Source organism: Rhodopseudomonas parapalustris, from assembly GCF_053772255.1.
Window position 1 is genome coordinate 81,236 of sequence record NZ_JAMKBZ010000018.1, and the last position, 20,648, is coordinate 101,883.

The following is a 20,648-nucleotide window of genomic DNA, read 5'->3' on the forward strand; positions in this document are numbered from 1 at the left end:
AGGCGCGCAGCTTTTGATGCAGCGCGCTTCCATCTCGCGTCGCTTTTGCTATCCTGATGACGGTGCCGCGCCGTAAGCGCCCGCCGTCATCAGGAACGAGGGTTCCAACCATCTGCAACTCGACCGCATGTTCTGCGAGTCGACGGTTGGAGTCTGTATGATGTCGATCGCACGCGCCCGGAAGGCCGCGATCATTCTGATCCTTCTCGGACTTTCTACCATCACGGCTGTGGCCGCGGAGCCGAGCGGCTGCGCCGCCTTCAAATGGCCGATCGATCGGGAGCGCGCGAGCTTCTCCGCGCCCGATCGGACGCAACTTCACTCGGGTCAGACGTTGGACGCACTGCCGAGCGGGGCGATCGTCCTGTCCTTGAAGCCGGCCGTGGAAGCCGCTCTGCCAAAGCAGCCCGGACGTAGCTCCGCGCCGGAGCGCTTCGCCGGCTTTTTCCGAGTTAAGCAGGTCGGCACTGCCGGCAACTACACGGTGGCGCTGTCCGCGGCCGGTTGGGTCGATGCCGTTGAGAGCGACCATGTTTTGAAGCCGACCGGCTTCAGCGGTGCCCCGACTTGCGATGGGATCCGCAAGCTGGTGCGCTACGAGCTGTCCAGCGGCGAGTTGCTGCTGCAACTCAGCGGCATCAGCACCTCAACGATCACGCTGACAATCCTGCCGGTGGAGTGAGCGATGCCGATGGCCCAAAAATCCCGCCGAGCTCCTGCTGCCCCCATCGCGCCCGAGCCCCCCAAACGCCTCGCACCGCTGGACCTCGGCGGCGAACCGGAAGGATTCGTCGACGAATTCACCCACTGCTTTACCGGCGAATGCCGGGTCAACGTGCTGCAGATCCTGTTTCGCATCAATCAGGTGCTGACACAGAACGCCGACCTCGCCACGCTGGTGTCGATCATTCTCGACGGCATGCGCCAGCAGATGCGGATGCAGCGCGGCGTGATGATGCTGTACGACCGCCACTCCGACGCGATCTTCATCCACGACAGCTTCGGACTGACCGAGGAAGAACGTGGCCGAGGCATCTACGCACCCGGCGAGGGCATCACCGGCAAGGTGGTCGAGACCGGCAAGCCGATCATCATCCCGCGGGTGATCGACAACCCGGATTTCCTCGATCGCACCCGCGCCCACAACAAGGGCCGCAAGCAGGACAAGCTGGCGTTCTTCTGCGTGCCGATCGTGCTCGCCCAAAAGGTCCTCGGCACCATCTGCGCCGAGCGCGTCTATATGAATCAGCGCCTGCTGAAGCAGGACGCCGAGCTGCTCGCCATGGTCGCCTCACTGATCGCGCCGGCGGTCGAACTCTATCTGATCGAGAATGTCGACAAGGTGCGGCTCGAGGCCGAAAACCGCCGGCTGAAAAGCGAGCTGAAACAGCGTTTTCGACCGGCCAATATCATCGGCAATTCGAAGCCGATGCAGGACGTCTACGCCATGGTGCACAAGGTCGCCTCGACCAAGGCTACCGTGCTGCTGCTCGGCGAAAGCGGCGTCGGCAAGGAGCTGGTCGCGAGCGCCCTGCACTACAACAGCCCGGTCGCCGACGGCCCCTTCATCAAGGCGAACTGCGCGGCGCTGCCGGAAGCGCTCGCGGAAAGCGAACTGTTCGGCCACGAACGCGGTGCCTTCACCAGCGCGGTCGCCACCCACAAGGGCTATTTCGAACAGGCCTCCGGCGGCACGATCTTTCTCGACGAAGTCGGCGAGCTCAGCCTGCCGACTCAGGCCAAGTTGCTCCGCGTGCTGCAGGAACGCACGTTCGAGCGGGTCGGCGGCGCCAAGCCGGTGAAGGTCGACGTTCGGATCATCGCCGCCACCAACCGCAACCTCGCCGAGATGGTCGCCGAGGGGACTTTCCGCGAAGATCTGTTCTATCGGCTCAATGTGTTCCCGATCACGATCCCGCCGCTGCGTGATCGCGGCTCCGATGTGATCACCCTCGCCGACCATTTCGTCACCACCTATTCGGCCGAGATCGGCAAGCCGATCAAGCGGATCTCGACGCCGGCGATCAACATGCTGATGAGCTATCACTGGCCCGGCAACGTCCGCGAGTTGGAGAACGTGATCGAACGTTCGGTAATCCTGGCCGACGAAGGCGTGATCCACGGTTACGATCTGCCGCCATCGCTGCAGACGCCGACCGAGACAGGCACAGGCTTCAGCGGCACGCTGGAAGACCGTGTCACGGCGGTCGAATACGAAATGATCGTCGAGGCGCTGAAGGCATCGAACGGCAATGTCGGCCAGGCCGCCACCGCGCTCGGTCTGACGCGGCGGATGCTCGGCCTTCGGATGGACCGCCACGGCCTGACCTACAAGACGTTCCGCACCGCTGGGCTCCGGCCGCGGAACTGACGCCTTCTCGTCTTGTGCATCGACATTTCCAACGGCGGCTCTCACGGGCCGCCGTTTTGCGTTGGTGCAGAGCGTCCGCGCAATCGACCGCCCGGTAACTCTCCGCACCGAAATTTACGCCAGACGTGAATTTCCCCGAGCCCGGCGCAAACCGGCCGGAAGTTACGGCTCGCGTCACGCCTCTTCCAGAATTTACGTCAGACGAACATTTCGATTGCCGACTCGCGATGGAGAGTTGAGGCGCCGCCTCCGCAGCCCTTTCCGGGTCGTCGTCGCCGCCGAACACAGTGACCAATCCACGGGCGTTTTCGGAGCTCCCTCGCCGAACTTCGTCATCGCATCATCTCGGATGCCTGCGAACGCTTAGCATCCGTCGCCCGCAGCCCGCATTTGGCTTTTTTCCCTTTCGCGTACTTCCGATTTTGCGCCAAGGCGTGCGCGCACGTTGGCACGCCCGTTGCTCTTAACGATAGCGAGGCGATGGACAACTCATCGTCCTGATCAACTCATCGCAGGAGTTTCAGCAGATGACGCGCAAGGTGGCGATCTACGGCAAGGGTGGCATCGGAAAATCGACGACCACTCAGAACACGGCGGCAGCGCTCGCGTTCTATCACGACAAGAACATCTTCATTCACGGCTGCGATCCCAAGGCGGACTCCACCCGCCTGATCCTCGGCGGCAAGCCGCAGGACACCGTGATGGACACGCTGCGCACCCTCGGCGCCGAGAAGGTGACGCTCGAGAACGTGGTGAAGAGCGGCTTCAAGGACATCCGCTGCGTCGAATCCGGCGGCCCCGAGCCGGGCGTCGGCTGCGCCGGCCGCGGCGTCATCACCGCGATCGACCTGATGGAGGCCAACCAGGCCTACACCGACGATCTCGACTTCATCTTCTTCGACGTGCTCGGCGACGTGGTGTGCGGCGGCTTCGCGATGCCGATCCGCGACGGCAAGGCGCAGGAAGTCTACGTCGTCGCCTCCGGCGAGATGATGGCGATCTACGCCGCCAACAACATCTGCAAGGGCCTCGTCAAATACGCCAAGCAGAGCGGCGTGCGGCTCGGCGGCATCATCTGCAACAGCCGCAAGGTCGACGGCGAGCGCGAATTCCTCGAGGAGTTCACCGCGGCGATCGGCACCAAGATGATCCACTTCGTGCCGCGCGACAACATCGTGCAGAAGGCCGAGTTCAACAAGAAGACCGTCACCGAGTTCGATCCCGCCGCCGACCAAGCGCTCGAATACAAGCAGCTCGGCGCCGCGATCATCGACAACAAGGACTTCGTGATTCCGAAGCCGCTGACGATGGATGAACTCGAAAAGATGGTCGTGAAATACGGCCTGATGGACTGACCTGCGCACCCCGCGCCTGACGGCGTACTTCCCGCACGAGGACAACAAGATGCCATATCACGAGTTCGACTGTTCGAAATGTCTCCCCGAACGTAAGAAGCACGCCGTCACCAAGGGCACCGGCGACAATCTCGCTACCGCGCTTCCGCTCGGCTATCTCAACACCATCCCGGGATCGATCTCCGAGCGCGGCTGCGCCTATTGCGGCGCCAAGCACGTGATCGGCACGCCGATGAAAGACGTGATTCACATGAGTCACGGCCCCGTCGGCTGCACCTACGACACCTGGCAGACCAAGCGCTACATTTCCGACAACAACAACTTCCAGCTCAAATACACCTTCGCCACCGACGTTCGCGAAAAGCACATCGTGTTCGGCGCCGAGGGCCTCTTGAAGCAGAACATCATCGAGGCGTTCAAGGCCTGCCCCGACATCAAGCGGATGACGATCTACCAGACTTGCGCTACCGCACTGATCGGCGACGACATCAACGCGGTCGCCGCCGAGGTGATGGAGGAGATGCCGGACGTCGACATCTTCACCTGCAATTCGCCCGGCTTCGGCGGCCCCAGCCAGTCCGGCGGCCACCACAAGATCAACATCGCCTGGATCAACGACAAGGTCGGCAACGTCGAGCCCGAGATCACCTCGTACTACGTCATCAACTATGTCGGCGAATACAACATCCAGGGCGACCAGGAGGTGATGCTCGACTATTTCACCCGGATGGGCATCCAGGTGCTGTCGACCTTCACCGGCAACGGCACTTACGACGGGCTGCGGGCGATGCACCGCGCGCATCTCAACGTGCTCGAATGCGCCCGCTCGGCCGAATACATCTGCAACGAGCTGCGCGTGCGCTACGGCATTCCGCGGCTCGACATCGACGGCTTCGGCTTCGAACCACTGTCGCAGTCGCTGCGCAAGATCGGCATGTTCTTCGGCATCGAAGATCGCGCCGAAGCGATCATCGCCGAAGAGACCGCGCGCTGGAAGCCCGAGCTCGACTGGTACAAAGAACGGCTCAAGGGCAAGAAGGTCTGCCTGTGGCCGGGCGGCTCCAAGCTGTGGCACTGGGCCCACGTCATCGAAGAGGAGATGGGCGTCAAGGTCGTCTCGGTCTACACCAAGTTCGGCCACCAGGGCGACATGGAGAAGGGCATCGCGCGCTGCGGCGAGGATGCGCTGGCGATCGACGACCCCAACGAGCTCGAAGGCCTCGAGGCGCTGGAGAAGCTGCAGCCGGACATAATCTTCACCGGCAAGCGCCCCGGCGAAGTCGCCAAGAAGGTGCGCGTTCCCTACCTCAACGCCCACGCCTATCACAATGGCCCGTACAAGGGCTTCGAAGGCTGGGTGCGGTTCGCCCGCGACATCTACAACGGCATCTACTCGCCGATGCATCAGCTCTCGGGCCTCGACATCTCGAAGGACGAGATCCCGACCGACCGCGGCTTCGTCACGCAGCGGATGCTGTCCGACGCGCACCTGCCGGAGGAGATCGCCAAGTCGGAGAGCCTGCGGCGCTACACCGGCAAGGACGACATCATCGCCGACCTGCGCAAGAAGAACCCGCCCTACTTCACACCGATCGTCAAAGCCGAAGCGGCCGAGTGAGACGAGAGCCCCATGACCAAGATCACCTACAAAGTCACCTCGGAGCATCCGTTCCCGGCCGACGCCGCCGCGGCGGCTGCCTCGCTCGCCGCCTATGAGGCGCTCGACAACGTCACCAAGGCCCGGGTCGACCAGATGGTCGACTGGATCATGAAGAACTGCCTCTGGCAATTCCACTCGCGGGCCTGGGACCGCAAGCGGCAGAACGAGGGCATCCTCGGCATCGCCGCCAAACTGCTCGCTGGCGAGCCGTTCACGCCGGAGACGCCGGAAGACCGCTGCTACTGGGTCGATTCGGTGACACTGCAGCGCGCCTATCAGGCCACCTGTCCGTGGCTCGCCGAGATGTCCAAAGAGGACATCAAGGCGCTGATGAAAGAGCTGCACGCCCGTATCGACTATCTCACCGTCACCGGCTCGCTCAACGAAGAGCTCACCGACAAGCACTATTGATTGGACCCTCGCCATGAACTGTCAATTCAAGCCGAAGGACCGGATCGGCACCATCAATCCGATCTTCACCTGTCAGCCGGCCGGCGCGCAATACGCCTCGATCGGCATCAAGGACTGCATCGGCATCGTCCACGGCGGCCAGGGCTGCGTGATGTTCGTCCGCCTGCTGATTTCGCAGCACCTCAAGGAGAGCTTCGAAATCGCCTCCTCTTCGGTGCACGAGGACGGCGCGGTGTTCGGCGCGCTCGACCGCGTCGAGGAAGCGGTCGACGTCCTGCTGATGCGCTATCCCCACGTCAAGGTGGTGCCGATCATCACCACCTGCTCGACGGAGGTGATCGGCGACGACGTCGACGGCGTCGTCACCAAGCTGCAGGAAGAGCTGCTCGACGTGAAGTATCCGGACCGCGAGGTCCATCTGATCCCGATCCACTGTCCGAGTTTCGTCGGCAGCATGGTGACGGGCTACGACGTCGCGGTGCGCGATTTCGTCAAGCACTTCTCCAAGAAGGACAAGCCGAGCCTGAAGATCAATCTGATCACCGGCTGGGTCAATCCGGGCGACGTCAAGGAGCTCAAGCATCTGTTGGCCGAGATGCAGGTCGAGGCCAACGTGCTGTTCGAGATCGAGAGCTTCGACAGTCCGCTGATGCCGGACAAGAGCGCGGTGTCGCACGGCTCGACCACGATTGCCGAGCTGACTGCGACTGCGGACGCGCAAGGCACGATCGCGCTCAACCGCTACGAAGGCGGCCAAGCCGCGACCTGGCTGCAGACCCGTTGGGACGTGCCGGCGGTGATCGGCCCGACCCCGATCGGGATCCGCAACACCGACACCTTCCTGCGTAACGTCAAGGACATGACCGGCAAGCCGATCCCGGAATCGCTGGTCAAGGAACGCGGCGTCGCGCTCGACGCCATCACCGACCTCGCCCACATGTTCCTGGCCGACAAGAAGGTGGCGATCTACGGCAACCCCGATCTCGTGCTCGGTCTCGCCGAATACTGCCTCGATCTCGGCATGAAGCCGGTGCTGCTGCTGCTCGGCGACGAGAACGCCGGCTACGAGAAGGACCCGCGGATCGCGGCGATCAAGGAGAATGTCGACTACCCGATGGAGATCATCACCAACGCCGACCTGTTCGAGCTCGAGGACCGCATCAAGAACGGCCTCGAACTCGATCTGATCCTCGGCCACTCCAAGGGACGGTTCGTCGCGATCGACTACAACATCCCGATGCTGCGGGTCGGCTTCCCGACCTACGACCGCGCCGGCCTGTATCGCTATCCCGTCGTCGGCTACGCAGGCGCGACCTGGCTCGCCGAACAGATGGCCAACACGCTGTTTGGCGACATGGAGGTCAAGAAGAACCGCGAATGGATCCTGAACGTGTGGTGATCACGGTCATGGTCTGGTCCGGCGACGGTTTGCCATGTCCGTCGCCGGACTCTTCTTTCTCCTGACGGCCGCGAGACAACCGATGAAGATCGCAGCTTATGTCGACGCCGAGGGCGAGATCACAAAGGTCTCGGACAAGGGCGTGATCCTGCTGTTCGAACAGCACGGCGAAGTCTGGAAGGTTCGCAAGACGATCCGCTTCGCGGTGCGGCCGGACGATGGGCTTGCCGAGATTCACGCATCCCTCGCCGCAATGGTGCCCGAGCTGGAAGACTGCCGGCTGTTTCTCTCCAGGAGCGTGCGCGGTGTGGTCAATTCGCTGCTGCAGGAGATGGGCGTGCAGACCTGGCAGTCGCGCGGCCCGCTGTTCACCCAACTCGAAACCATCGCCCGCAAGGAGAACGAGCGCGCGCAGCAGAGCGCCAGGGCTGCACGCGCCGAGCGGCGCTCGCGCCGACGGCGCCGTCGTCAGGACGATTCGGGCAGCGATCTCGACGAGATCAAGCCGGTGCTGGTCGGCGATGACGACAGCGGTCACTTCCGGCTCGATCTGGTGCGGCTGCTGCAGGAAGATCCGGGCCTGAATTCCTGGGACATCCTGATCCCGTTCCTCACCGGCACACCGTTCCGTCAGCTCGATCTCGTCTGCGATCACATTCCGCGCTGGTTTTCCCGCGCGATGCGCGCGCTCGATATGGACGCCGAGATCATGGAGCTGCCCGGCCTCGGCGTCGCCGCCACCATCACCCCGAAGCAACAGGCAGAAGCGACATGACCCCGACGCTCACCACGCCGCTCCCGACCGCGCCGCGCGCCAAGCCGGCCCGCCGTCCGACCACGCTGCTGTTCGCCTATGGGGCCACGCTGAACCCGGAGCACATCATGGTGCGGCTGTGCCAGCCGAAGATCCGCGCGATCGCCCGGCTGCCGGACTACCGGCTGGGCTTCCACGGCCATTCGGAAGTTTGGGACAGCGGCCTCGAAACCCTGGTGGACGAGCCCGGCGCAGAGGTGTGGGGCGTGCTCTACGAGCTGTCGGCCACCGAGCTCGACCGCTTCGATGCCTGGCAGGGCGTCAAGCTCGACGGCGGCGGATCGTACTTCCACTACCCGGTCGAATTCATCGACGAAAACGGCCAGGTCCTCGACGCGCTGTTTCACCGTAAGACCGAGATGGGGCAGCAACAGCCGCCGAGCCGCGACTATCTCGACTTCATCCTCGCCGGTGCACGCATTCGCGGCCTGCCTGCGCCCGCGATCGCAGCGCTCGAAGCCTGCCCCGCGGTCCAGCCGCGCTATCCGGTGCCGAAGATCAACACCGACATCAAAGCGCTGGCCTCGAAGCTGTCCTGCGCCTGCTGACGATCCGATCCAGCGGTCCCGGTGAAGCCGGAGCGCCGCGCATCTAGGAGACCTGGAATGACCGAACCCGCTTCCGACCTGTTGTCCCGACCGATGCGGCGGCGCAGCCGCGAAATCACCGATCGCACCGAGATCGACGCGATCCTGGCGAGCGACAAGGTGCTGCATTTGGCGCTGGCGCGGGACAATGTGCCGTTCCTGGTGCCGGTGTTCTACGGCTTCGACGGCAAGGCGCTATACGTTCATTCGGCCAGCGCCGGCACCAAGATCGAGATTCTCAAGACCAACAACCGCGTCTGCTTCGAGGTGACGACCGAGAACGGCGTCGTCACCGCCGAGGCGCCCTGCGATTTCGAAGCCAAGCACCGCACCGTGATCGGCTTCGGCCGCGCCAATTTCGTCGATGACGTCGCCGAAAAGACCAAGGCGCTCGACCTGATCGTCAGCCGTTTCACCGACCGCAAGTTCGACTATCCGGCGGAAAAGCTCGGCATCACCAAGGTAATCCGGATCGACATCGACAGCATCAAGGGCAAAGCCTACGGCTTCGGCGAACCGCGCCCCGAGCAGCCCGGCGAGACCGATTGATCGGATCAGCCTCCCAACGCTGTCATTCCGGGGCGCGGCCCGAAGGGCCGCGAACCCGGAATCTCGAGGTGCTCTGAACGTCGAGATTCCGGGTTCGCGAGCTGCGCTCGCGCCCCGGAATGACTCGTGGAAGCGTGGGACACTTTATAGCTGCGAGGACGCAGCGCGTCCTCAAAACCATCCGTGATACGCCCGCACCTTGTAGTTTCCTCCGATCACCAGAAACTCGCCTTCATAACCGAGCACCTGCCGCTGCAGCAGGCCGGGGAAGAACAACAACTTCGCCGTCGGCACCTCGGTCTCCAGCACCCAATCACCAAATTCCTCGGCGCGCTCCTTGGAATCGCTGAACGACACCAGATTGTTCAACCGCACTGTGCACAGACGGCTACGGGCATCACCATCGATCAACTGATCCTCGACATCATTGGTGCCGCGCCATAGCCGGACGAAGCGCGGGCCCGGTGTCTTGAAGTGGCGGATGCTCCATTGGCAGTATTCGTACAGCAGGTCGAACTGCTGGAAGATGCAGTTGTTGTGAAAGCGGGCGTCGGTCTTTTCCTGCAAGTAAGTCGCCCACGCCGCAGACGGAAACAGCCCGAGCCGCTGCTTGTGGAAGGTCGGCATCAGCCCGAACCGGCTCTCGACCCAGCCCTTTAGCACCGCCGCCTTCGGGCAATCGGATTCGACGCCCCAGCCGCGCAGCAGATCGAGATAGCTGGTCGGGTGCCGCGCGGCTGACGGGCCATGCGCTCCCGGCGCGAGGCCGAACTCGAGCTCCATGTAATGCTCGAACACCTCGGCGGCGGTCGCCGGATATTCGCAGGCGGCGAGCAGCCGGAACAGACCTGGGTGCGTCTCGCGGGTGCCATGGATGGTGATCCGACGCAAACAGCGATTGAACGCGGTCGAGCCGATCAGCCGGACCGGTACGCCCACCATATTGGTGCAGTACCAGCGTTCTGGATCCTCGCTCACCGGAGGAGAAGGGTGGAGTTCGTCCATGCGAGGCTGCGAGACCGGAGTGCCGACGCGGCATTTGATCGAGACATTAGCCCATCATCAAGCCCGCCTGTCGGAGGGGGGCGCGCAGCCATTGATCAGGAGTGGCTCGCAACTTCTCCTGGATGCCACGGCTTCTGGTGAGTAGCCATTCCATGCGCAACAGAGATTCGCGAACCGAGTGCCTGCCTCGGGCTGGATCGCGCATGTGCGCGCTGCAGCAGGAAGTTCTCTTCATCCGATGGAGCAGACCACGGCGCTTTCTCATTCGCGCGTTCCCGCGCCAAATCGATCTTATTTTTTGGCACGCGTTGACTTCACATCGGCGTCTGGCAGATTTGACTCGTCCGACGTTCTTGGTGGGCTCGGATCGCGGGATTTGACGGAGCAGCTTGCGCCGCGGGTTTAATCGCTAAAGCGCCACGACACGGCTCGTGGGCTCCTTTGTTGACGGAGATCGGCTCATGAACGCCATCATCTCGATCATTGTTGAACGACCTGCCTCCGACCATCGCGCAACCATTTCGTTGCGTGCGATTGCGCCGGGCTCGACATCCGCCCGACTTTCTCTTCCCCGCTCCGGCCTCTGTTGTCGCTGTCGAATGATCCTCGGCTGACGCCGACACCGTTTCGACACCACCGACATCATCAGAGATCAGAAGGCGCTGGCTTTGCCAGTGGGAGAGTCATGTCCGACGCTTACGTCATTGAAGTTCACGCCCGCACCGCCGGCATCGTCGTCCGGGACGGACGCAAGTTCTGCTTCTTCGCGGCCCATCACGACTTCAACAGCCTGGAGCGACAGTCGTTCGGTTCGCTGGTCGCCGCCCAGAAGGCCGCGACCCGCTGCGCGAAAGATGTCCGCCCGCGGCTGCAGTAACCAGCAGCGGCCAGCTTCTCGTCACCCAAACGGCGCCCAAGCCACCTTCGCGTCGCGCGCGGCGCGAAGGTGCGACGGGCATCACGGGTCGCACACGCGACACGAATTTTCTGCGATGGCGGCAGATCGGGAAATCCCGATCTCGTGTCGTCGCGGATTTCGAAATGGCCGCTGGTTCGGGCGGCCGGTAGTTTCCCCGCAAACCACGACCAGCAAGATGGTCACGTCTCGAGGTTGAATTCCCATGGCACGTAAACTCGTTTTCGCCGCGGCAGCTTTCGCCGCGCTCACCGCCGCGGCTCCGGCCTACAGCACCGAAGTGGTCCGGATCGGCACCACCGCCGGTCCTTATGCCGAGATCCTGCGCTATGCCGGCGATCTCGCCGCCAAGCAGGGCATCGAACTGAAGATCACCGAATTCACCGACTACACGGTGCCGAATGCTGCGCTGGCGCAGGGCGACCTCGACATCAACAACTTCCAGCACCAGCCCTATCTGGACAACCAGGTGGCACAGCGCGGCTACGATATCGTGTCGATCGCCAAGAGCATCATCGTGCCGATCGGGATCTATTCGAACAAGGTCAAGACGCTGGCCGACATCAAGGACGGCGCCAGTGCCGCGATCCCGAACGATCCGTCGAACGGTGCCCGCGCGTTGCAGCTGTTCGAGAAGGCCGGGCTGATCAAGCTGAAGCCCGGCATCGGCATCAAGGCGACGATCACCGACATCGCCGAGAACCCCAAGCATCTGAAGATCGTCGAACTCGATGCCGCGCAGTTGCCACGCTCACTGAACGACCTCGACTTCTCCGCGGTCAATCTCAACTACGCGCTCAGCGCCGGGCTCGACCCGAAGAGCGCGCTGCTGCTCGAAGGCGCCGACACCAACTGGAACCTGGTTTTCGCGGTACAGGCCAAGAACAAGGACAATGCGACGCTGAAGAAGTTCGTCGAAATCTATCGCTCGCCGGAGGTCAAGGCCTTCACCGAGCAACGCTTCAACGGCACCATTCTCACCACCTGGTGACACCGGACGCCGTCGCAACGATCGCCTGTTCATCCTCCCATAAATAGCGCGACCGGCCCCACGGCCGGTCGTCCGCATTCAGGACCACCGCACATGACCGCGACTTCCGACGAGCGCCCGTACTGGGACGCCAAGCTCGAAACCCAATCGCGCGCCGACTGGGACGCGCTGAAACTGTCGCTGCTGCAAAAGCACGTCGCCCACGCCTATGCGGGCTCGCCGGCCTATCGCGCCGCGTTCGACGCCGCGAAGGTCTCGCCGGGCCAGATCAAATCGCTGGGCGACATCCGCCGCTTTCCGTTCATCGACAAGCGCACGCTACGTGACCGCCAGCTCGCGGTGCCGCCGTTCGGCGACCTCGTCGCGGTGCCGGAGCGCGACATCGTCTATATCTCCGCGTCGTCCGGCTCGACCGGCGTCCCGACCGCCTCGCCGTTCACGCAATCGGACTTCGACGGCTGGATCGACTATGAGGCACGGCAGTTCTGGTCGTCCGGAATGCGGCCGACCGATCGCTACGTGCATTCGCTGAACTTCTCGCTGTTCATCGGCGGGCCGTGCGTGCTCGGCGCGCAGAAGCTCGGCGCGCTGACGATCCACGCCGGCACGATTCCGTCCGACCGGCTGCTGCAGATTCTCCGCCAATTCCAGGCCACGGTGATCTGGACCACGCCGTCTTACGCCTGGTATCTCGGCGAGACCGCGATCAAGGAAGGCTACGATCTCCGCAAGGATCTGGCCGTGCGCCGGATCTTCGTCGCCGGCGAGCCCGGCGGCTCGATCCCGGAGACCCGCGACCGCATCGAGCAGCTGTGGGGCGCGTCGGTGTACGATTATTACGGTCTGTCCGACATCTTCGGCTCCTGCGCCGGGATGTGCGAGCAGAAGGACGGACTGCACTGGGCCGAAGATCACATCCTGGTCGAAGTGATCGATCCCGACAGCGGCGAACCGGTGAAGCCGGGGGATCGCGGCGAAATGGTGCTGACCACGCTGCAGAAGACGGCGCGGCCGATGATCCGTTTCCGCACCGGCGACATCGTCAGCTTCAATCCGGAGCCGTGCCGCTGCGGCCGCACCGCGATCCGCCTCAACGGCGTCCACGGCCGGCGCGACGACATGCTGATCATCAAGGGCGTCAATCTGTTTCCGAGCGACGTCGAAGCCGTGGCGCGGCAGGATCACGAGCTGACCGGCGAATATCGGCTGGTGGTCGACCGCATCAATCACCTCGATCGTCTCACCGTCGAGGTCGAACACATCCACGGCTACAACGGCGAGACTTACGCCCTCGCCGAAAGGTTCGAACGCAAGCTCAAGGCCATCACCGGCGTCTCGGCCGCGGTCTCGGTGCTGAAGCCCGACACCCTGCCGCGCGCCACGCACAAGGCCAAGCGGGTCGAGGACCGGCGCAGCGGGGTGTGGAGCTGAGGAAGAGGACTGAGGACAGGCGGCGGAGTTGTCAGCGCTCCGCCGCGGCCTTGCCCTCTCCGTCATTGCGAGGAGCGGAGCGACGAAGCAATCCAGCTCCGCGCACGAGGCATCTGGATTGCTTCGCTGCGCTCGCAATGACGGGGAGAGGACGTGATTAACCAGCGAAGCAGGCGCGCATGCCGATCCCTGCCGTCATCGCCCGCGAAAGCGGGCGACCCAGTATCCCAGAGAGTTGCTATTGCAGCACTTCGCATCAATCACTGAAGCACTGCAATACGAGATCCCCCGCTTTCGCGGGGGATGACGGTGGTCTCTGTGGTTTGCGCGCAATTCTATCCAACTCACCACGCCGGAATATACGTCCCCTTGAATCGCGTCTCGACGAACTGCTTGACTGGGTCGGAGTGGTAGGCGTCGATCAGTTGCTTGACCCAGGGCTTGTCCTTGTCTTCCTCGCGCACCGCGATGATGTTGACCCAGGGGCCTTCGACGCTCTCACGGGCGAGCGCGTCCTTGGAGGGGTCGAGGCCGGCCTGCACCGCGTAGTTGTTGTTGATCGAGACAAGATCGACGTCCTGCAGCGACCGCGGCAACTGCGCGGCGTCGAGTTCGACGAATTTCAGCTTCTTCGGGTTGTCGGTGATGTCGGCGACGGTCGCGGTCGCGCCGACGCCGTCCTTCAGCTTGATCAGGCCGTGCAGCGCCAGGATCTGCAGGCCGCGCGCGCCGTTGGACGGATCGTTGGCGATCGCCACGGTGGCGCCTTGCTTGAGGTCGGCGAGCGCCTTGACCTTGACCGAATAGACGCCCTGCGGCGACGCGATGGTGTTGGCGACCTTGACGATCTTCCAGCCGGTCTTGGCGACCTGCGCCTTCAGATACGGCTCGTGCTGAAACGAATTGGCCTCGAGCTCCTTCTGCGCCAGCGCCTGGTTCGGCACCACGTAGTCGGTGAACTCGATCGGCTTGATGTCGAGGCCGCGCTCGGCGGCGACCTTCTTGACCACGTCGAGGATCTCGGCGTGCGGGCCGGCGGTGACGCCGACCCGGATGGTCTCGGCATGGGCGGCGCCGGCGAAGGCCAGCGCGATCAGGGAAACGGCAAGACGGCGCATCGGATACTCCTGGTCTGAACAGCGAAAATCAGTGACGGCGGATGCGGCGCTTATCGAGCTTGCGCGCCAGGGTGTCGCCGAGCGTCTGCACGCCCTGCACCAGCGCGATCAGCACCAGCACCACGGTCAGCATCACCTCCGGCATGAAGCGCTGGTAGCCGTAGCGGATGCCGAGGTCGCCGAGGCCGCCACCGCCGACGGCACCGACCATCGCCGAATAGCCGAGCAGGCTTACGATGGTGAGCGTCAGCGCCATCGTCACCGCCGGCATCGCTTCGGGCAGCAGCACCTTGCGGACGATCTGCAGCGGGCTGGCGCCGAACGCACGCGCCGCTTCGATCAGCCCGTGATCGACTTCACGGATCGCCGCCTCGATCACGCGGGCGATGAACGGAATTGCCGCGATCGTCAGCGGCACGGTCGCCGCCGCGGTGCCGATCGAGGTTCCGGCAATCAGCCGGGTCAGCGGCACGATCGCCACCACCAGGATGATGAACGGCGTCGAGCGCGTCGCATTGACGACGACGCCGATCAGGCGATTGGCGATCGGCGCGGCGAACAGCTCACCGGCTTGCGAAGTGGCGAGGAAGATGCCGAGCGGCAGGCCGATCAGCGTGCCGAACAGTCCCGCCAGCCCGACCATGTAGAGGGTGTCGAGCGTCGACGACGCGATCATGCGAATGAGTTCAGGCGACATAGCCGAGCTGCTCCACCAGATTGTTGCCGGCCGACAGTTGCGCGATCACCTGGCGCAGCACCTCGGGCGCGGCGTCGAGCGACACAATCAGCGTGCCGAACGGATGGCCGGCGATCATCTCGACCTGCCCCGACAGAATGTTGAGATTGACGCCGAGGTCGCGCGACACCCGCGACAGCAGCGGCTGGTTGGCGTCGCTGCCCTTGAAGGTGATGCGCAGCACCGCCTGCCCGCCCGGCGGCTGATGCGGCTGCAGCTTTTCCAAGAGCCAGTCCGGCGCGCCGCTGCCGGTCACCGACGAAACGAACCGCCGTGTCACCTCATGACGCGGGGTGGCGAACACATCGAAGGTTGCGCCGTCCTCGACGATGCGGCCCCCTTCGATCACCGCGACGCGGTCGGCCAGCGCCTTCACCACCGCCATCTCGTGGGTGATGAACAGGATGGTGAGATGCAGATCGCGATTGATCTGCTTCAACAGCTCGAGAATCTGGTCGGTGGTTTCCGGATCGAGCGCGGACGTCGCTTCGTCCGACAGCAGCACCGACGGCTCGGTGGCGAGCGCGCGGGCAATGCCGACGCGCTGCTTCTGGCCGCCGGACAGCTCCGCCGGATAGCGATCACGCTTGTCGGCGAGCCCAACCATGTCGAGCAGCGGCAGCACGCGCTTTTCGATCTCGGCTTTCGGCGTACCGGCGATCTCGAGCGGCAGGGCGACATTGCCGTAGGCTGTGCGCGACGACAACAGGTTGAAATGCTGAAACACCATGCCGATCGAGCGCCGCGCGGTGCGTAGATCGCGCTCGGACAGCGCGGTGATTTCGACGCCGTTGACGACGACGCGGCCGCTCGACGGCTTGTCCAGCCCGTTGATCAGCCGGATCAGCGTCGACTTGCCGGCGCCGCTGCGGCCGATCACGCCGAGGATCGAGCCTTTCGGCACGGTCAGGCTGATATCGTCGAGGGCGACCACTTCGGCGCTGCTCTTCCGTGCCGAATACACCTTGCGGACGCGGTCGATCAGGATACCGGTTGTCGGCTGCGTCGATACGAAGGCGGGGCGCTCTCCCGCGGGCGGTTGCCAGGGAGCATTCATAATGGGCTCGTTCATCGATTCCAGGTGGCCGCCCGCGTGGCGGCGTTCCCTATCGACTACCGGCCAGCACCGCGCACCGCAATGCCCGGAGAATAAAAACAACGCGCAGGTCGAAGAAACGACACATCACGACTTAGATTTGATCCATAATGGCAAAATGGGAGAAAATTCTTTCGCACGCTTGCTACCTCAGATACCGCCACCGTCCTCGAAGGCGTCATAGCGCGCCTTGGCCTGGGTGATGACGCTGTTCGGCGGCACATCGCGCGTCAGCCAAACGCCGCCGCCAACCTGTGAGCCCTGCCCAATCGTGACCCGCCCGAGCACCGTGGCGCCGGCATAGATCACGACCTCGTCCTCAATGATCGGATGACGGTCGCCGCCTTTGACGATGCGGCCGTGTTCGTCGGTCTCGAACCGCTTGGCGCCGAGGGTCACCGCCTGATACAGCCGCACCCGCTTGCCGATCCGCGCGGTCTCGCCGATCACGACCCCGGTGCCGTGATCGATGAAGAAGCTCTCGCCGATGGTCGCGCCGGGATGGACGTCGATGCCGGTCTGCGCATGGGCGATCTCGGCGACGATCCGCGCCAGCATCGGCACCCCGAGCACGTACAGCCGATGGGCGATGCGATGCCGGATCATCGCGGCAACGCCCGGGTAGCAGAACACCACCTCGTCGAGACTCTTCGCTGCCGGATCGCCGTCGAACGCGGCGCGGATGTCGCTGTCGAGCAGCGCCCGGATCCGCGGCAGGTCGTGGGCGAAATCCGCCGCGATGGTCAGCGCCTGCTGTTCAATCTCGCCGGGCTTGGCGGCGCCGTCGAGATCGGCAAGGCGCAGTTCGCGGCCGACCTCGCGGCGCAACCGGCGCAGCGCCTGCTCGATGGTGTCGGCGACAAAGATGTCGAGACTGTCTTCCGACAGCCCCGCCGGCCCGAAATGACGCGGATACAGCGCCGCCACCAAAGCATCGACGATACCGGCGACCGCTTCGCGCGACGGCAGTTCCGGCAGCGATCGGCTGCGATAGCGCCGCCGCTGGGAGATGGCGCGGAGCCCTGCGAGTTCGGCGACGATCTCGCCGAGGTCCCATGCTGGCTCAGTGACGACACGGGGCTCGGCGGATTGCGACATGCGGGCGGCTCCGGTGAGTTGGGCTTACAGCGTTCAGTGACAATCTCTCCCCGTCATTGCGAGCCGAAGGCGAAGCAATCCAGCTCAGTGCCCGAAGCTGGCTTGCTTCGTCGCTTCGCTCCTCGCAATGACGACATCCTCAGACGCGACATCTTCCCATCAGCTCCCGCGCACACCTCGCCCACTCTGCAATCGCCGCAACGCGTCGACCAGCGCGTCGATGTCGTCATGGGTGTTGTAGAGAGCGAGCGACGGCCGCACCGTGCTTTCCAGACCGAACCGGCGCAGGATCGGCTGGGCGCAGTGATGGCCGGCGCGCACCGCGACACCTTCGCGATCGAGCGCCTTGCCGACATCCTCGCTGCGGCAGCCGTCGAGCACGAACGACAGGATGCCGGCCTTCTCGCGCGCGGTGCCGATCAGCTTCAGGCCGGGCACCGTCAGCAGGTGCTCGGTGCCATAGGCGAGCAGCTCGTGCTCGTGCGCCGCAATGTTGGCCATGCCGATGCGGGTCAAGTAATCGATCGCCGCGCCGAGCCCGACCGCATCGGCGATATTACCGGTGCCGGCTTCGAACCGATCCGGCGGCCCCTGGAAGATCGTCTTTTCGAAGGTGACGTCGGCGATCATGTTACCGCCGCCCTGCCACGGCGGCATCGCGTCCAGCACGTCGGCCTTGCCGTACAGCACCCCGATCCCGGTCGGCGCGAACATTTTGTGGCCCGAGAAGGCGTAGAAATCGACGTCGAGCGCCTGGACATCGACCGGCAGGTGGCAGATGCCCTGCGCGCCGTCGACCAGCACCTTGGCGCCGTGGCGATGCGCCAGCGCGGTCATCTCGGCGACCGGGGTGACCGTGCCGAGCGCGTTTGAGACTTGCGTGAACGCGACGATCTTGGTCTTCGGCCCGAGCAGCTTCTCGTATTCGTCGAGCAGGATCTGGCCGTGATCGTCGACCGGCGCAACGCGCAAGGGCGCGCCCTTCTCGGCCGCGAGTTGCTGCCACGGCACGATGTTGGCGTGATGCTCGAGATGCGACACCACGATCTCGTCGCCTTCGCCGACATTGCGGCGGCCCCAGGCCTGCGCCACGAGGTTGATCGCCTCGGTGGCGCCGCGCACGAACACGATATCCTTCACCGAGGGCGCGTTGATGAAGCCGCGCACCTTGTCCCGGGCAGCCTCATAGGCATCGGTCGACCGCGCCGCCAGCGTGTGGGCGGCGCGATGGATGTTAGAGTTCTCGTGCGTGTAGAACTGTACCAGCCGATCGATCACGCATTGCGGCTTCTGCGTCGTGGCGCCGTTATCGAGCCACACCAGCGGACGACCGTTGACGGTCTCCTGCAGGATCGGGAAATCACGCTTGAAGACGTTGGCCTCGAACGGCCGTGCACCGGACAGATCGAGCACGTGCACGTCGGGGCGATGCTGCGGCGCCAGTCCCGTGAGGTCGAAGGTCTCGGCACGGGGCGGCGCGGCTGATGCCGGCGTCGCATGCGTCAGGGCCGGATTGTCCGCGAGAAAGTACAGCGGAGCTGCCGTCGCCGCGGCGTCGGCCCCGAACGGCCCCACGCTCGGCAATGCGGTGCGCGGCACGAAGCTACGGGATTCGTCGAGCCGGCCGGGTAGCGCGGCCAGATCGGTGTCGCGCGCGAACACAGGCTGCACCGCCGGCGCGGACGGAGGCGGCGGAGCCACAGGCGGAGCCGCGAGCGGCACCTTCAGTTCCTGCGGCAGCGAGCTTACCGCCGTTGTCGGCTCCGGTCCCAGGTTGGGATCGAGCGCAAAGATCGGTCCCGACGGCCGAGCCGCACCTACGGTGGGAATCGGTGAGGCCGCGCCGGGATTGTGGTTCGGCTTATAGGACGGAGAGAGCGCCGGGGTGCCGGGGATGGCATTATGCAGCGGCTCGGCCACAAACAGCGGCGCCGACCCAAGCGCGGCGCCGGGCTCCGGAACCGCCCCGGTCGGCAGCGCCGAGAAGAACGCATTCGCCAACCGCGCGATCGAGGCGACATCCGGTGCGCCTACCGCTGCGGCCGACGCCTGCTCCAGCGACGCCGGATGCGGCAGCGCTCCGCCTTGCGGCAAAGCCGCCGAGCCGGGATGCGGCAAAGTCGGCTCAGGCGTACTCATGATACGTACCGACCTCGACGTCATCGAGCACACCGAGCGCGTCCTCGGTCAGCACCGCCAGCGAGCAGTACAGCGAGATCAGATACGAGGCGATCGCCTTGCGGTTGATGCCCATGAACCGCACCGACAGACTCGGCGCCACTTCGCCCGGCACGCCGGGCTGGAACAGGCCGACCACGCCCTGCTTCTTCTCGCCGGTGCGCAGCAGCAGGATCTTGGTGCGGCCGGCTTCGTTGAACGGCACCTTGTCGGACGGTACCAGCGGCAGCCCGCGCCAGGTGAGGAACGGCGAACCAAACATATTGATGGTCGGCGGCGGCACGCCGCGGCGGGTGCACTCGCGACCGAACGCAGCGATGGCGCGCGGATGCGCCAGGAAGAACGCCGGCTCCTTCCAGACCTTGGTGATCAGCTCATCGAGATCGTCCGGGGTCGGCGGACCCTTCCGGGTCGAAATCCGCTGCGACGGCGCGGTGTTGGCGAGCAGGCCATATTCGGCGTTGTTGATCAGTTCGCCTTCCTGCCGTTCCTTCACCTTCTCGATCAGCAGCCGGAGCTGCTCCTGGATCTGATCGAACGGATGGCTGTAGAGGTCGGACACGCGGGTCTGGACGTCGAGAACGGTCGTCACCGCATTGAGGAAGTACTCGCGCGGCTGCTCCTCGTAGTCGACGAAGGTTTCCGGCAGGTCCGGATCGCGATCACGCCGCGGGCTGCATTCGACATCGAACGAAGCCGATGCCGTCGCGCCGCGATTTTCCTTGACGCGGTTGAGACGGAAGATACCAGCCTCGACCGGTGTCCATTGCAGCAGCGGCACCAGCCAGCGCGGGGAGATGCCACCCCATTGCGCACGGGTCTTGGTGGCGTTGGCAAGTTGGCGCGCGGCGCTTTCAGCGAGCGTCCTGCGAACTTCGGTATCTTCAGTCATGAATCACTACCCTCGGCGCCGCGGCACCTAAGTGCCGGCGC

The 20,648-nt window shown here is 64.4% G+C and carries 20 protein-coding genes; 13 read left to right on the plus strand and 7 right to left on the minus strand.

Annotated elements, in window-relative coordinates; genetic code table 11:
- Nucleotides 1–160 precede the first annotated feature (160 nt).
- From M9H71_RS16450 to M9H71_RS16490, 9 genes are all read left to right on the plus strand, one after another.
- Nucleotides 161–682, plus strand: a complete 522-nt coding sequence (locus tag M9H71_RS16450) for a hypothetical protein (RefSeq protein ID WP_455406035.1) — start codon at nt 161–163, stop codon at nt 680–682.
- Nucleotides 683–685: 3 nt separating this feature from the next.
- Nucleotides 686–2,371, plus strand: a complete 1,686-nt coding sequence (locus M9H71_RS16455; RefSeq protein ID WP_455406036.1) for a sigma-54 interaction domain-containing protein — start codon at nt 686–688, stop codon at nt 2,369–2,371.
- Nucleotides 2,372–2,898: 527 nt separating this feature from the next.
- Nucleotides 2,899–3,726: a nitrogenase iron protein gene (gene nifH / locus M9H71_RS16460; protein ID WP_455406037.1), complete on the plus strand. Its 828-nt coding sequence runs from the start codon at nt 2,899–2,901 to the stop codon at nt 3,724–3,726.
- Nucleotides 3,727–3,775: 49 nt separating this feature from the next.
- Nucleotides 3,776–5,344 (plus strand): nitrogenase iron-iron protein, alpha chain, encoded by a 1,569-nt coding sequence (gene anfD, locus M9H71_RS16465; protein WP_455406038.1) that lies wholly within the window; start codon nt 3,776–3,778, stop codon nt 5,342–5,344.
- 12 nt (nt 5,345–5,356) lie between these two features.
- Complete coding sequence (gene anfG / locus M9H71_RS16470; RefSeq protein WP_455406039.1) at nt 5,357–5,797, plus strand: Fe-only nitrogenase subunit delta; 441 nt, start codon at nt 5,357–5,359, stop codon at nt 5,795–5,797.
- A 13-nt stretch (nt 5,798–5,810) separates the two neighbouring features.
- Nucleotides 5,811–7,196 carry a Fe-only nitrogenase subunit beta gene (gene anfK / locus M9H71_RS16475; RefSeq protein WP_455406040.1) on the plus strand — a complete coding sequence of 462 codons (1,386 nt, stop codon included), beginning with the start codon at nt 5,811–5,813 and terminating at the stop codon, nt 7,194–7,196.
- A gap of 82 nt (nt 7,197–7,278) precedes the next feature.
- Entirely contained in the window at nt 7,279–7,971 is a 693-nt protein-coding gene (gene anfO, locus M9H71_RS16480) for a Fe-only nitrogenase accessory protein AnfO (RefSeq protein WP_455406041.1), read from the plus strand.
- Nucleotides 7,968–8,558, plus strand: a complete 591-nt coding sequence (locus tag M9H71_RS16485) for a gamma-glutamylcyclotransferase family protein (protein ID WP_455406042.1) — start codon at nt 7,968–7,970, stop codon at nt 8,556–8,558. The genes anfO and M9H71_RS16485 overlap by 4 nt, the downstream gene beginning before the upstream one ends.
- A 57-nt stretch (nt 8,559–8,615) precedes the next feature.
- On the plus strand, nt 8,616–9,146 hold the full coding sequence (locus M9H71_RS16490; protein ID WP_455406043.1) for a pyridoxamine 5'-phosphate oxidase family protein: 531 nt from the start codon (nt 8,616–8,618) through the stop codon (nt 9,144–9,146).
- A gap of 171 nt (nt 9,147–9,317) precedes the next feature.
- Here the strand turns inward: M9H71_RS16490 and M9H71_RS16495 are convergent, their stop codons facing one another.
- Nucleotides 9,318–10,151 carry an NAD(+)--dinitrogen-reductase ADP-D-ribosyltransferase gene (locus tag M9H71_RS16495; RefSeq protein ID WP_455406044.1) on the minus strand — a complete coding sequence of 278 codons (834 nt, stop codon included), beginning with the start codon at nt 10,149–10,151 and terminating at the stop codon, nt 9,318–9,320.
- Between the two features lie 461 nt (nt 10,152–10,612).
- On the opposite strand from M9H71_RS16495, the gene M9H71_RS16500 reads away from it, so the two are divergent.
- From M9H71_RS16500 to M9H71_RS16515, 4 genes are all read left to right on the plus strand, one after another.
- Nucleotides 10,613–10,765 (plus strand): hypothetical protein, encoded by a 153-nt coding sequence (locus M9H71_RS16500; RefSeq protein ID WP_455406045.1) that lies wholly within the window; start codon nt 10,613–10,615, stop codon nt 10,763–10,765.
- Between the two features lie 71 nt (nt 10,766–10,836).
- Complete coding sequence (locus M9H71_RS16505) at nt 10,837–11,028, plus strand: hypothetical protein (protein ID WP_110784744.1); 192 nt, start codon at nt 10,837–10,839, stop codon at nt 11,026–11,028.
- A gap of 244 nt (nt 11,029–11,272) precedes the next feature.
- Nucleotides 11,273–12,058, plus strand: a complete 786-nt coding sequence (locus M9H71_RS16510; protein WP_455406046.1) for a MetQ/NlpA family ABC transporter substrate-binding protein — start codon at nt 11,273–11,275, stop codon at nt 12,056–12,058.
- A 93-nt stretch (nt 12,059–12,151) separates the two neighbouring features.
- Nucleotides 12,152–13,489, plus strand: coding sequence for a phenylacetate--CoA ligase family protein (locus tag M9H71_RS16515; protein ID WP_455406047.1), 1,338 nt, complete (start codon nt 12,152–12,154; stop codon nt 13,487–13,489).
- 344 nt (nt 13,490–13,833) lie between these two features.
- On the opposite strand, the gene M9H71_RS16520 is transcribed toward M9H71_RS16515, so the two are convergent.
- From M9H71_RS16520 to M9H71_RS16545, 6 genes are all read right to left on the minus strand, one after another.
- Complete coding sequence (locus tag M9H71_RS16520) at nt 13,834–14,607, minus strand: MetQ/NlpA family ABC transporter substrate-binding protein (RefSeq protein ID WP_455406048.1); 774 nt, start codon at nt 14,605–14,607, stop codon at nt 13,834–13,836.
- A gap of 28 nt (nt 14,608–14,635) precedes the next feature.
- Complete coding sequence (locus M9H71_RS16525; protein WP_107343465.1) at nt 14,636–15,304, minus strand: methionine ABC transporter permease; 669 nt, start codon at nt 15,302–15,304, stop codon at nt 14,636–14,638.
- Complete coding sequence (locus M9H71_RS16530; protein WP_455406049.1) at nt 15,294–16,400, minus strand: methionine ABC transporter ATP-binding protein; 1,107 nt, start codon at nt 16,398–16,400, stop codon at nt 15,294–15,296. Before M9H71_RS16530 ends, M9H71_RS16525 begins: the two co-directional genes overlap by 11 nt.
- A 189-nt stretch (nt 16,401–16,589) precedes the next feature.
- Nucleotides 16,590–17,537, minus strand: coding sequence for a serine O-acetyltransferase EpsC (gene epsC, locus M9H71_RS16535; protein ID WP_455406050.1), 948 nt, complete (start codon nt 17,535–17,537; stop codon nt 16,590–16,592).
- 159 nt (nt 17,538–17,696) lie between these two features.
- Nucleotides 17,697–19,676: a family 2A encapsulin nanocompartment cargo protein cysteine desulfurase gene (locus M9H71_RS16540; protein WP_455406051.1), complete on the minus strand. Its 1,980-nt coding sequence runs from the start codon at nt 19,674–19,676 to the stop codon at nt 17,697–17,699.
- On the minus strand, nt 19,663–20,607 hold the full coding sequence (locus M9H71_RS16545) for a family 2A encapsulin nanocompartment shell protein (protein ID WP_455406052.1): 945 nt from the start codon (nt 20,605–20,607) through the stop codon (nt 19,663–19,665). The genes M9H71_RS16540 and M9H71_RS16545 overlap by 14 nt, the downstream gene beginning before the upstream one ends.
- Between the last annotated feature and the right edge of the window lie 41 nt (nt 20,608–20,648).